The sequence below is a fragment of the Pseudomonas sp. KCJK9000 genome (assembly GCF_046230725.1).
Lineage (GTDB): Bacteria > Pseudomonadota > Gammaproteobacteria > Pseudomonadales > Pseudomonadaceae > Aquipseudomonas > Aquipseudomonas promysalinigenes.
Genome location: NZ_JBJJLN010000007.1, coordinates 1 through 12661, shown reverse-complemented (window position 1 = coordinate 12661; position 12661 = coordinate 1). Strand labels below are relative to the sequence as shown.

The 12661-nt window shown below is 61.1% G+C and carries 8 protein-coding genes and 1 riboswitch; of the genes, 3 read left to right on the top strand and 5 right to left on the bottom strand.

Going from position 1 to position 12661, the window contains the following annotated elements; all coding sequences use genetic code 11:
* Positions 1 to 26 precede the first annotated feature (26 nt).
* Together ACK59H_RS04965 and ACK59H_RS04960 are read left to right on the top strand one after the other, a co-directional pair.
* A complete protein-coding gene (locus ACK59H_RS04965) occupies positions 27 to 1307 on the top strand; it encodes a hypothetical protein (protein ID WP_060477306.1) in 1281 nt (426 codons plus the stop codon).
* Positions 1308 to 1428: 121 nt separating this feature from the next.
* Positions 1429 to 3630: an LTA synthase family protein gene (locus ACK59H_RS04960; RefSeq protein ID WP_409264282.1), complete on the top strand. Its 2202-nt coding sequence runs from the start codon at positions 1429 to 1431 to the stop codon at positions 3628 to 3630.
* On the opposite strand, the gene ACK59H_RS04955 is transcribed toward ACK59H_RS04960, so the two are convergent.
* Positions 3631 to 4956, bottom strand: a complete 1326-nt coding sequence (locus tag ACK59H_RS04955) for a sigma-54 dependent transcriptional regulator (protein WP_060477305.1) — start codon at positions 4954 to 4956, stop codon at positions 3631 to 3633. It lies immediately after the preceding gene.
* Positions 4957 to 5296: 340 nt separating this feature from the next.
* Between ACK59H_RS04955 and ACK59H_RS04950 the strand changes: the two genes are divergently transcribed.
* Positions 5297 to 5563, top strand: a complete 267-nt coding sequence (locus ACK59H_RS04950; RefSeq protein WP_060477304.1) for a hypothetical protein — start codon at positions 5297 to 5299, stop codon at positions 5561 to 5563.
* Between the two features lie 105 nt (positions 5564 to 5668).
* Here ACK59H_RS04950 and ACK59H_RS04945 read toward each other — a convergent pair whose 3' ends face one another.
* Genes ACK59H_RS04945 through cobW form a run of 4 tightly spaced genes read right to left on the bottom strand, consistent with a single transcriptional unit; the run spans position 5669 to position 12178 of the window.
* Complete coding sequence (locus tag ACK59H_RS04945) at positions 5669 to 6310, bottom strand: VWA domain-containing protein (RefSeq protein WP_060477391.1); 642 nt, start codon at positions 6308 to 6310, stop codon at positions 5669 to 5671.
* Positions 6311 to 6345: 35 nt separating this feature from the next.
* Positions 6346 to 7344 carry an ATP-binding protein gene (locus ACK59H_RS04940; RefSeq protein WP_060477303.1) on the bottom strand — a complete coding sequence of 333 codons (999 nt, stop codon included), beginning with the start codon at positions 7342 to 7344 and terminating at the stop codon, positions 6346 to 6348.
* A gap of 1 nt (position 7345) precedes the next feature.
* On the bottom strand, positions 7346 to 11107 hold the full coding sequence (gene cobN / locus ACK59H_RS04935; protein ID WP_060477302.1) for a cobaltochelatase subunit CobN: 3762 nt from the start codon (positions 11105 to 11107) through the stop codon (positions 7346 to 7348).
* A gap of 3 nt (positions 11108 to 11110) precedes the next feature.
* Positions 11111 to 12178, bottom strand: a complete 1068-nt coding sequence (cobW, locus tag ACK59H_RS04930; RefSeq protein ID WP_060477301.1) for a cobalamin biosynthesis protein CobW — start codon at positions 12176 to 12178, stop codon at positions 11111 to 11113.
* 100 nt (positions 12179 to 12278) lie between these two features.
* A riboswitch (cobalamin riboswitch) is annotated at positions 12279 to 12490 on the bottom strand.
* Positions 12491 to 12661: the final 171 nt, after the last annotated feature.

The window sequence follows — 12661 nt, the reverse complement described above, 5'->3', positions numbered from 1 at the left end:
ATGTAGTCATAAGGGACGGCTAATCCATGCACCGCATGTCGAAGTTCAGAGTTATCGTTTGTTTGACAACATTGGCTCCGGCCACTCTGCTACAGGCGGCAACCGACCCTCAGGTCGAAGCACTCAAACAGGAACTCATTGCGCTCAAACAGCGCTACGAAGCGCAGCAGAATGCACTGATGGTGCTGGAGCAGCGGCTCAAACAGGTCGAAGAAGCTCCCGCCCAGCCAGCACCTAGGCGCCTGACCAAGTCCCCTGCCGAGGGCGTCAAGGGCGGCCAGACCGTGGCCACCGGCACCCCTGGCAACAGCGGGAGCTCCTATGGGCAGTCGTTGCAAGACAATTCCGAACCGGCTCAAAGCGTGTCCAACCTGTATGACGAGGCCAGTGGCTTCTTCGGCGGTGGAAAGTTCAGCGTCGAAACCGGGCTCACCTACACCCATTACGATACCCGCGCGCTGGTGCTCAACGGCTTCTTGGCACTGGATTCCATTTTTCTCGGCAATATCAACATCGACCGCATCAAGGCTGACAACTGGACCCTTGACCTGACCGCGCGGTACAACGTCGACCAGCGCTGGCAGTTCGATATAAACGTGCCCGTCGTCTACCGCGACTCCACTTACTCCTCCGGTGGCGCGGGTGGTGCGGCCGGAGTCACGTCCGATGCTTCGGTCACGCGTGATCCGACCATCGGCGATGTGAACTTTGGTATCGCCTACAAATTCATCGACGAGTCTGAGAGCTGGCCAGACGCCGTTGCCACGTTGCGGGTGAAGGCGCCAACCGGCAAAGACCCTTATGGCATCAAACTCAAGCCGGTGCCGGGCAACGACAACTTGTCGGTACCTGATGACCTGCCTACCGGTAACGGTGTGTGGGCCATTACCCCGGGTATCTCGCTGATCAAGACGTTCGACCCGGCCGTGCTTTTCGGTAGCCTTTCGTACACCTACAACATGCAGGACTCGTTCAGCGATATAAGCCCACAGGTCAATACCAAGGTGCCGGGTGATGTGAAACTGGGCGATTCATGGCAAATCGGCGGCGGTATCGCCTTTGCCCTCAACGAGAAGATGAGCATGTCGTTCTCGGTGACCGATCAATTCGCCCGCAAGAGCAAGATCAAACCCGACGGTGGAGACTGGCAATCGATCACCAACAGCGACTACAACGCGGCCAACTTCAACGTCGGCCTGACCTTTGCTGCGTCCAATAACCTCACGATCGTGCCGAACTTGTCGATTGGCCTGACCGATGACGCCCCGGACTTTTCCTTCAGCCTGAAATTCCCGTACTACTTCTGAGAACTGGGGCGCATCGCGCCCCAAATGGTTACCAACTTTGTAGCCCACGGCTTTGCCGTTATCGGCCTGTTATCATCGCGCACAAATACGTGACGATTTCATGTCAATAAGGAAAGTTTTCGTGAAAAACCTGCAAGGCCCACCACGCACTCGGCTCGTCGCCCTGGCCACACTGGTGCTGGTGATCCCATTGCTGATACGCGCTCTGCTGGGCTGGTCGAGCGTGTATGGCTTCCTCTCGGACTTGGCCCTGGGCAGTGCGCTGGTGTTGCTACTGCATCGCCGCCGATGGTGGCTAGCGCTGCCGGTTCTGTTGGCATGGTGCGCACTGTGGGTGGCTTCTTCCGAGCTGGTCAGCGCTGTTGGCAGGCTGCCGACCACTGCTGACTTGGGTTATCTGTTCGATCCGCAGTTCATGGAAAACTCCACGGGTAGCGGTCTGGCCCATTCCTGGGTTGCCGTGTTACTGGCCGGTGGCGTGCTGCTCTGGCTGGCGAGTGTCTGGCACAGCCGTGGGCAACCGAGCAGCAACCTGCCGCGACGGGCTTGGGCCATCCCTGCACTGCTGTTCGCCATTCATTGGGCTGGCGAACGCATGGTGCCCAGCGATGCCGACCAGTGGCGCCAATACAACCTGCCTCATCAACTGCTATCGGCCGCCGCCGGCAACCTACAGCGACATGCCGAGCGCTGGGCAGGCAACGCCCCAAGCGTTACACCGCTACCCAGCGCCGGGCTAACCGAACACGACTTGAGTGGGCAGAAACTGCTGGCAACGCCTGGGCAGGCCCGCAACCTTTTAGTCATCACGCTCGAAGGCATCCCCGGCGCGTATGTGCGTCCCAACCGCCAGGCGCTGCACAGTCGGTTCGACCACGACTTGATGCCCAAGCTCAGCCAGTGGGCCGAACGCGGCATGAACACCCCAGACTACGTGCTGCACTCGCACCAGACCATTCGCGGCCTGTATGCAATGTTATGCGGCGACTACGACAAACTGGCCAATGGCACACCCAAAGGTGTCGAGCTGCTTACCCTGCATCAGCGCAACCAGGCCTGCCTGCCTGCGCAGCTGCGCCAGGCCGGCTTCACTACCCACTACTTGCAGGGCGCAGGCCTGCGCTTCATGGCCAAGGACCGCATCATGCCGCATATCGGCTTCGATGCGGTGCATGGGGTGGAGTGGTTCAGCAACAAGAATTACCTGAAATTCCTCTGGGGCAAGGATGACCGAGCCTTCTTCGAAGGCGCCCTGGATTATGTGGGCCAGCTGCGTCAACAGGCCCGCCCCTGGATGCTCACCCTGCTGACGGTGGGTACTCACCAGCCCTATTCAGCCCCTGATCACTACCTGCAGCGCTACCCTGACCCTAAACAAGCTGCTGTCGCTTACCTGGATGACGCGGTGGGGGCGTTTCTCGACAAGCTCGAGCAGCAGGGCGTACTCAAGGACACACTGGTGGTAGTGACCTCGGATGAATCCCACGGGATCGATGGCGTGCGCCTGGCTTCTTCGTGGGGCTTCAACTTGACCCTGGCCCCCGAGCAGTCGCTCTTGCCACCTATCAAGCGCGGGACCTATGGCCACATCGACTTGGCCACTTCATTGCTCGATTATTTTGCTCTGCCAATCCCCGTCGCCCTTGGCGGGCGCTCGTTGTTCCGCGACTACGACAGCGGTCGAGAGATGATTGCCTACACCAATGCCATGCTGCGCTATCACGATGGCAAGGGTGTCTTGACCGAGTGCGATTTTCAGCAGCGCTGCCGTCGTTATCAAAGCTCGGGCTTCATCGCTGATCAGGCCAAATACCTTGGGCTCGGCGACAGCACCCTCGGTGCACAGGTAAGTGCGCTGGCCGATGTGCTCGATCATTCGTTGTTGCAGACGCCGCAGAACCTTAGCTATCAATTTGGTGGCCCCACTGCCATCCAACTACAGGCGCACATTCCCAACGACTGGGCAGATAACCTGATTGGCGCTCAATACCTGGAAATGCCCCAGGGCTCGCATACCCGAGTAAAGGTCAAGGTACGCGCATTGGACCGGCAGCACGCGGCGTACATCCAGCTCAAAGCCAAGGAACGGGAACAGGATGTGCAGCTGGGTTTGCCTGAGGCAATCGAGGTCACGGCCGACAAGCCGCTGGAGATCGAATTTGGCTTTGACAACCCAATCAAACGCAATGCGTTTTCCTTCCATTTGCTGGGTTATGGTGACGGCAAAGTCGAGGTGAGTGATTTCAGCGTGATCACCGCGTTACCTGGTGAGGACGCAGCCCTGGAGGAAATGAACGACGGGCAGGTTGCGCAATCGAGCTGATCACCGAATCTGGTGCTTGTGCAACAGCCGATAGAACGTTGGCCGTGATACTCCAAGCACCTTGGCAGCGATGCTCATGTTGTTGCTGTGCCGGTCCAAGACGTCGCACAGCGCTTGGCGCTCGGCCCGGTGCTTGTAATCCTCCAAGGTACCCAGAGGCTGGTCGTCATGCGTCAGGCCCTCCAGCCCCAGGTCCTGAGCCTCTATCTGGCGCCCTTCAGCCAGCACCAGCCCGCGCCTGACCCGGTTGGCGAGCTCGCGAACGTTCCCCGGCCAGGTGTGCCGCCCCATCGCTGCCAGGGCGTGATCGCTGAACGTCCGTGGCCTGCGGCCTGTTTCCAAACTGTAGAAATGCGAAAAGTGGTTGGCCAGCATGGGCAAGTCACCATGCCGATCACGCAACGGGGCAGTCACCACCTGCAAGACATTGAGCCGGTAATAGAGGTCTTCACGAAAACGCCCCTGCTCAATGGCCTTTTCCAGGTCCACATGGGTTGCTGCCAGCACGCGAACATCGACCGGTATTGGCTGGCTGCCGCCCACACGCTCAATGTTCTTTTCCTGGAGAAAACGCAGCAGATTGGCCTGTAATTCCAACGGCAGGTCGCCAATTTCGTCGAGGAACAACGTCCCCCCGTGCGCCGCCTCGATACGCCCCACCTTGCGCTGGTGTGCACCTGTGAAAGCACCTTTTTCATGCCCGAACAGCTCGGACTGGATCAAATGCTCAGGGATCGCGCCGCAGTTGATGGCGATGAACGGCTTTTCGCTACGCTGGGATTGCCGGTGCAGTGTCCGCGCAACCAATTCTTTGCCTGTGCCGCTCTCGCCACGGATCAGCACTGGCGATTCGGTTGGTGCCAGTTTGCCGAGCAACTTGCGCAATTCCAGAATCGGGCGGCTGTCACCGAGCAGTTCATGCTCCAACGCATCCACCCTTGAAGTGCCTTGGCCGCGCAGACGCGCCATGCCAAACGCCCGGCCGAGCGTTACCAACACGCGGGAGAAGTCAAAAGGCAAGGTATGAAAATCGAAGAACCATTCGCAGACGAAATCCCCAACGTTTGGCATGCGCAGCTGCTGGGCATCGAGCACGGCGATCCACTCGGTGTTGCTGCGTTTGATCATGTCCTTGACCGCGTCCGAATGCTGCAGGTGCGAGCCCTGAAGGCGCAGCAGGCCGATATCGCATCGGTGCTCGAGCGCCTGGTCCAGGCTGCAGGTGTGCACTACCCAACCGGCACTTTCCAGGGCTGGTAGCAAACGGTGGCAGTCGTCACAGGGGTCGACGATGAGCAGGCGACGAAGAGCGGCAGTCTCGTGCATGACCGTTCCTTGGCGCCAATTGTTGGTTTTATATGTGAAAACAGCAAGTTGCGGCGCCGATTTAACAGTAGCAACGAACCTGAAAGTGCCAACGACCGTCTGTCTGCAGATTTGCACCACACCGGGTGGGTTCGGGAATTTTTCAAATTCATCAGCGTCACAGGCGGCGCAGGCAAGAAATTGCGCAGGACTCAAAAAAATTTACACCGCCTGTGTGACTCCACCCCCAACTTGGAGCATCAGTACAAATAACCCCGCACTGCGGATCGCGATAAACCGGTAGCGACGTAGCAGTCACGCGGCCCTATTTAGATGTTTGGGACCATAGAGAGACCGAACCATGAATGCCCCGCTCCGTGTCAACGAAGCACTGCTGATTGCCGACCATGCTTTCGAGCCCTTCCACTGTGTAGCCTGGGATGCGCCCAACGGAACCGGTGAGCTGAGCTTGGCGGTCATCGACCGCACCAGCACCCGAATTGGCAGTAAGCAAGTTCCATCGCGTATCTATTCTGACCCTGCCCAATGGGCCAGCTTGATTGAGGAAGTGCGTGCAGAGCTGTCACAAAAAGGTTACGACCTGCAGCCTTGGTCGATGCCGAAGTAATTTCGCGCTTTGAGCACAAGTGCGTGCCCTGCACGCACTTGTCTAACTTCCCAACTGCCGTTCTGGCAACTTCCTTATTGCGACAAAGTGCCGCACACGCGCCAATCACTTAACACTTACCAGCACCTTGAATTGCTCGATGTGCTGATAGTCGGCGTGAAGTTCCGTGGCCATCTGCCGCCCGCGGCCCACCCGCACAGGCGCCAATTCCATGTCCACCAACACAGTCGCGCACGGCATGGGTTGCAAGGTATTCCAGCGCTTGAGCCGGCCATCGGTAAGGATGATGCAACGCTGCAGTTCATGGCCATGGGCTTTTTGCCGGGCCAGCAGCCAGAGCCGGCCTGTCTCCAAGGCTGCGATCAACGGCGTGCCGCCTCCGGCGCCGAGGGCCTGCAACCATGGCTGCAGGCTCGCTGACGCCTTGAGGCCGTGACGCTGCCATTGCGCAGCCCCCCCACTGACAGTCAGTAGAGCCAGACGGGCACGTTGACGGTAAGCCTGGTCGAACAGTTCGGCCAGTAGGCCTTTGCCCTGCGCCAGGGCCTGATGGCGCCGGGTCGATGCCGAGGCATCGACGATCACTAACCACAACTCATTGGTGCGGCCCAGGCGCTGTTGCCAGACAATGTCCTGGCGTGAGGTGGGGCGCCCCCTGAGCAATGTTGGTAACCAAGCCACCCGACCTGACCCGGCCTGTCGCGTTCGTCCGCCTCTAGCGCCTGAAAGTTTACCGGTGCCTGGCATGGCATCCGCCACTGCCACAGCAGGTTGGCGGATGCTTAGGGCTTTTTTGCCCAATTAGGCACCTCTCGCCGCGCTCCACTGCTCACCGGTTGCGCAGGCATCGCCCCCCAGTCCCCTTGACCACCCTCGCCGACACTGTCACCGCCCGGCTGCGCCGCGCCTGAGGCCGCCGGCGCATCAGGCGGCGTGCGGCGCCGATGACGCAGAGCGAACTCGGCCACAGCGTCAATATCGGCTTGCTCGATCACCTGCCCGCCGCGCCAGGCGCAATGGGCTCGGGCTGCACGCAGCCAGACCAGGTCGGCACGCAGGCCATCCACGCCAGCTGCAAAGCAGCGCTCGGTGATCCAGGCCAATGCCTGATCATCCAAGGCGATCGCTGCCAGGGCCTGGCGCGCCGCCTGGCAGCGACTGCGCAATTGACCTTGGGCGCTAGCCCATTGCTCGCAAAACGCCTTCGGGTCATTGTCGAAGGCCAGCCGCCGACGAATGATCTGTTGACGCTCTTGCGGCGCTGGCAGGCCTTGCAGCGCCACATTCAGCCCGAAGCGATCGAGCAACTGTGGGCGCAACTCCCCTTCCTCTGGGTTCATGGTCCCGATCAGCACGAAACGGGCACTGTGCCGGTGAGAAATCCCGTCGCGCTCGACGCGGTTGGTGCCACTGGCAGCCACATCCAGCAACAGGTCCACCAGGTTATCGGGCAGCAGGTTGACCTCATCGACATACAGCACACCACCATCGGCATGTGCCAACACGCCGGGCGAGAACTGCGCCTGGCCTTGGCCAAGCGCAGCGTTGAGGTCCAGGGTACCGACCAGCCGCTCTTCCGTCGCCCCAAGGGGCAAGGTGACAAACGGCCCTTCATCGAGCAGGTCGGCCAGGCCGCGGGCAAGCGTGCTTTTGGCCATACCGCGCGGCCCCTCGATAAGCACGCCGCCAATCTTGGGGTCGATAGCAGTCAGGCACAGGGCCAGCTTGAGCGCGTCGGCACCAACTACGGCTGCCAATGGAAATTGTTGGGGGTCACTCATTTCAAGCTTGTTCCTCGCCGTCGAGCAATTGCTCCTCAAGGGCCTCGCGATACTCACCTGGGTCGTGCCAAAGCCCGCGCTGCTGGGCTTCGAGCAAACGCTCGGTGAGGTCGCGCAGCGCCTCAGGGTTGTGCTCACGCATGAAATCGCGGGTCGCTGGGTCTAGCACATAAGCATCGGCCAGCGACTGGTAATGATGGTCGTCGATCAGGTGGGTGGTGGCATCAAAGGCGAACAGATTATCAACGGTCGCGGCCATTTCGAATGCCCCTTTGTAACCATGACGTTTGGCCCCGTCGATCCATTTCGGGTTCAGTGCACGGGCACGGATCACGCGGTTGAGTTCTTCCTTGAGGGTGCGAATACGAGGGCGATCAACCTGGCTGTGATCACCGTGGTAGCTTGCGACTGTTGACCCAGCGAGGGTTTCCGAGGCTGCCAGCATGCCACCTTGGAATTGATAGTAATCGTTGGAGTCAAGCAGGTCGTGTTCGTGATTGTCCTGGTTCTGCAATACCGCCTGAACCTGGCTCAGGCGACGGGCGAACTCGGCACGCGCCGGGGTGCCCTCATCACTGCCCCCGTATGCGTAGCCACCGTGATTGAGGTAAACCTCGGCGAGGTCCTCACGGCCGTGCCACAGGCGGCCATCGATGGCGTTCTGTACACCGGCACCGTAGGCGCCTGGTTTGGCCCCGAACACGCGCCAACCCGCCTGGCGCGCTGCCTGCTCGGCATCTAGCCCCTGGGCCTGCAAGCTGGCGCGCTCGAGACGCACGCGGGCGGCCAACGGGTTCAGATCATCGGGTTCGTCCAGTGCCGCCACCGCTTGCACTGCTGCATCGAAGAGCCGTATGAGGTTGCCAAAGGCATCGCGGAAAAAGCCTGAAACCCGCAGGGTAACGTCCACGCGTGGCCGGTCCAGTAGGCTTATCGGCAAAATTTCGAAGTCGTCCACGCGTTGACTGCCCGACGCCCAGACCGGGCGCACGCCCATCAAGGCCATGGCCTGGGCAATGTCATCACCGCCTGTTCGCATGGTCGCCGTACCCCACACCGATAACCCCAGCTGGCGCAGATGATCGCCATGGTCCTGCAGGTGCCGCTCCAGTATCAGATTGGCCGAGGCGAACCCCAGGCGCCAAGCTGTCGCGGTTGGCAGGTTGCGCACGTCGACCGTGTAGAAATTGCGCCCGGTGGGCAACACGTCCAAGCGACCGCGGCTTGGCGCGCCGCTGGGGCCTGCAGGGACAAAGCGCCCGCTAAGTGCAGCCAGCAGGCCGTTCATCTCGGCCGCGCCACACCCATCGAGTTGCGGTGCGACCTGCGCCTGCAGGGTTGCAATCACCTGCTTCACGCACTGCCACTGGTCCCCAGCGGGCAGTGCAACGCTGCCGTGCAGTGCCTGCTCGATGATCTGCAGGGCAAACAGCTCAAGGCGCTCACGGGTGTCGCCGCAGGTACGCCACACGCCCTGGAGCAAAGCCTGCAGCGATGCCGGGCGTGGGCCGGACCAGGCTTGCCCCAGGTCGCTGTCCAGAGGGTCGAAGCCCAACTCAAAAGCTTTGGCCAGCGCACGTAACAAACTGGCATTGCCGCCCCGGCCATCGCCACGCTCGACGCGCAACAGGGCCAGCAAGGTATCGATGCGCAGACGCGCCTGGGGCGACTGCCCGAAGATATGCAGGCCATCGCGAATCTGCGACTCTTTCAGGTCGCACAGGTAGGTATCCAGGCGTGGTAGCCACAGCGCGGCATCGTCCAATTGGCCTTCGAGCTGCAACTCGCGGTCAATATGGTTGGCTTTGACCAATTCAAGAATGTCCCGCTGCAGTTCACGCGCCCGACGCGGGTCAAGCAATTGCGCTTCGTAGAACTCGTCCGCGAGCTGTTCCAGATGCCGAAGTGGACCATAGGTTTCAGCACGGGTCAGCGGCGGCATCAGGTGATCGATGATCACCGCCTGCGTTCGACGTTTGGCCTGCGCACCCTCGCCCGGATCGTTGACGATGAACGGATAAATGTTCGGCAGCGGCCCGAGCAAGGCGTCTGGCCAACATTGGGCGGACAGGCCGACGCCCTTGCCTGGCAGCCATTCCAGGTTGCCATGCTTGCCGACATGGATGACCGCATCGGCGGCGAAGGCATGGCGCAACCAGAAGTGAAACGCCAGGTAGCCGTGCGGTGGCACCAGGTCCGGGTCGTGGTAAACGGCGCTTGGGTCGACCTGGTAGCCGCGAGCAGGCTGAATGCCCACGAACGTCAGCCCGAAGCGCAAGCCGGCCACCATCAGGCGTCCGCCACGGTACATGGGGTCCTGCTCGGGTGTTCCCCAACGCTGCAGCACTGCTTGGCGGTTGGCCTCGGGCAGGCGCGCGAACGCCGCCTGGTAGTCCGCCAGGCTCAGGCTCTGGGCGCAAGGGCGCTGGTCGATATGCTCAAGATCATTGGTCACCCCGCCGAGCAACTGATGAATCAGTTGCGTACCGCTGTCGGGCAGCGCTGCGACAGGGTAACCCTCGGCTTGCAGTGCTTTAAGGATGTTCAGGGCGGCTGCCGGGGTGTCCAGGCCAACGCCGTTGCCAATGCGGCCATCACGTGTAGGGTAATTGGCCAACACCAGGGCCACCCGCTTCTGCCCGTTGGGCAAGCGCGCCAGTTCTACCCAGCGGCGCGCCAGTTCGGCAACGAAGTCCATGCGCTCGGGGTGGGCACGGTAACAGACCACATCGGATTGACTGCGCTCACTGCGCCAGGCCATGTCCTTGAAACTCACCGGGCGCGTGATGATGCGCCCGTCCAGTTCCGGCAAAGCAATGTGCATGGCCAGGTCGCGGGCACCCAGCCCTTGCTCGCTGGCTTCCCAGCCAGGCTGGTTGTCCTGGGCGCAGATGGCTTGCAGCACCGGAATATCTCGACGTAACGGGCGCAGATTGGGGCGCTCCGGGCTGGACAGCGCAAAACCTGTGGTGTTGATCAACACCTCGGCGGCCACTTCGTCCAGCCAGGCTTCGACCTGCTCCAGGCAGGCACTGTCCTTCAGGCTGGCCACCGCGATGGGCAACGGATTCAGGCCTGCCGCCTGCAAACGTTCGCAGAACACGTCGATGAATGCGGTATTGGCAGCTTGCAGGTGCGAGCGATAGAACAACAATGGTGCCACCGGGTAGTCCGTGGCCCAGTGGCTGTACCAGTCTTCCAGCCGGGCATTTGGTTTGCCTGGGTGATACACCGAAGTGCGCGGCAAAGGCTGGGGTTCGTCCCATGAATAATCGCGCCCCAGCCACTGGCTGGCCAAGCAGTGGAACAAGTTAACCGCATTGCTTTTGCCGCCTTGACGCAAATAGTGCCACAGGCGCTCTGCCGCCTCGCCGGTGACCGTACCCAGGCCGGTCAACTCTGGGTCCGGGCGATCATCGCCAGGCACCAGAATCAATTGCACGCCGCGCGAGGCAAGTTCCACCAACTGCTCTACACCATAGCGCCAGTAACCGACGCCTCCGTGCAGCGATACCAGGATCAGCTTGGCATGCCGCAGCACCCGATCCACATACAGGTCGACCGAAGCATGGTTCTGCACCTGCATCGGATTGGCCAGACGCATGCTTGGAAAGTCGTCAGGTAGCTGCTCAGCGGTTTCGGCAAGCAATGCCAAGTGCGAATCACCGCTACAGAGAATCACCAGCTCAGCGGGCGTCTGGCCGAGATCGGCGATGCTGTCGTCCGGTACGAAACCACCGGGCTGGGTCCGCAGCAGGTGCATGGGTCAGGCGCCCAGCGCCTTGCGCAGGCGAGCTTCAAGCTGCCCTGCGTCGAGGTCCTGACCGATCAATACCAAACGCGTGATGCGGGGCTCGTCGGCGCGCCAGGCACGGTCGAAATGTTTGTCGAAGCGTGTACCGACCCCTTGCACCAGCAGGCGCATTGGCTTGCCAGGGATGGCCGCGAAGCCTTTGGCACGCAGGATGCCGAACTCGACTACCAGTTGGGTCAAGGCATCGAGAAGCAAGCTTTCGTCCGCCTCGGGCAGGTCGATGGAGATCGAATCGAAAGCGTCGTGATCGTGGTCATCATGGTCGTCGCCGTCATGGTGCGAGTCGTGATGCGTGCGGCGGCCATCGATATGCACTTCTGACTGCGCACCGATGCCCAGCAACACGTCCAGCGGCAGGCGGCCGCTGCTGGCCTCGATGACCTTGACCGCTGGCGGCAGCTCCTCGGCCACTTCGGCACGGACCTTGGCCAGGCCTTGGGCATCGATCAGGTCGGCTTTGTTGAGCACCACCAGATCAGCGCTGGCCAGCTGGTCGGCGAACAATTCGTGCAGGGGCGACTCATGATCGAGGTTGGGGTCGAGCTTGCGTTGCGCATCGACTTGTTCTGGGTAGGCAGCGAAGGTGCCAGCGGCCACGGCTGGGCTATCGACCACAGTGATGACCGCGTCGACGGTGCAGGCATTGCGAATTTCTGGCCACTGGAAGGCTTGTACCAACGGCTTTGGCAGGGCCAGGCCGCTGGTTTCGATGAGGATGTGATCAAGGTCACCGCGACGCGCCACGAGCTCACGCATGACGGGGAAGAATTCTTCTTGGACCGTGCAGCACAGGCAGCCGTTTGCAAGCTCATAAACGCGGCCGCTGGCTTCTTCTTCGGTGCAACCGATACTGCACTGTTTGAGGATTTCGCCGTCGATGCCCAGCTCACCGAACTCGTTGACGATGACCGCGATGCGGCGGCCTTGGGCGTTATCGAGCATGTGGCGCAGCAGCGTGGTTTTGCCCGAGCCGAGGAAGCCTGTAACGATAGTGACGGGGAGCTTGGCCAGTGTTTTCATGTCGTGTTGCCCTTGGCAGGTTAGCGCGGGCACACGGGACGATAGCCGCAGGCCAGGCTGGCCGGGCTCGTTCGCCACCGGATCACCCCGCCCGGTTGAAAGTCGAAATCGTGAACGAGGCAGGTCTCCTGGCTTGCACCGTACCATTGCCGTGCGAACGGCTTAGTGGTGGATGGACGCCTTCCCGCGCATTGGCGCAGTGGCTGTGTCGATCCATTGTTGGTGCCTACAGTTGCGGGGGCAGCCGCGGCTTCAACCGCGTTCCCGTCTTAGCTTCGGCCTGGCCGAAGAACCTCGAAGCAGCAAGGCTACGCGGGGGGTGGCAGGTGGTCAACTATCGCCCACGCTCCTGCATAGGCATTTGTCCTTGTTTTGCCCTGCTGTTGCATTGCTTTTGCCCTCCTCTGCTTTTGCTTTTGCTTTTGCTTTTGCTTTTGCTTTTGCTTTTGCTTTTGAGCGCGCGGTAGTTCAGCGAACGCCGAA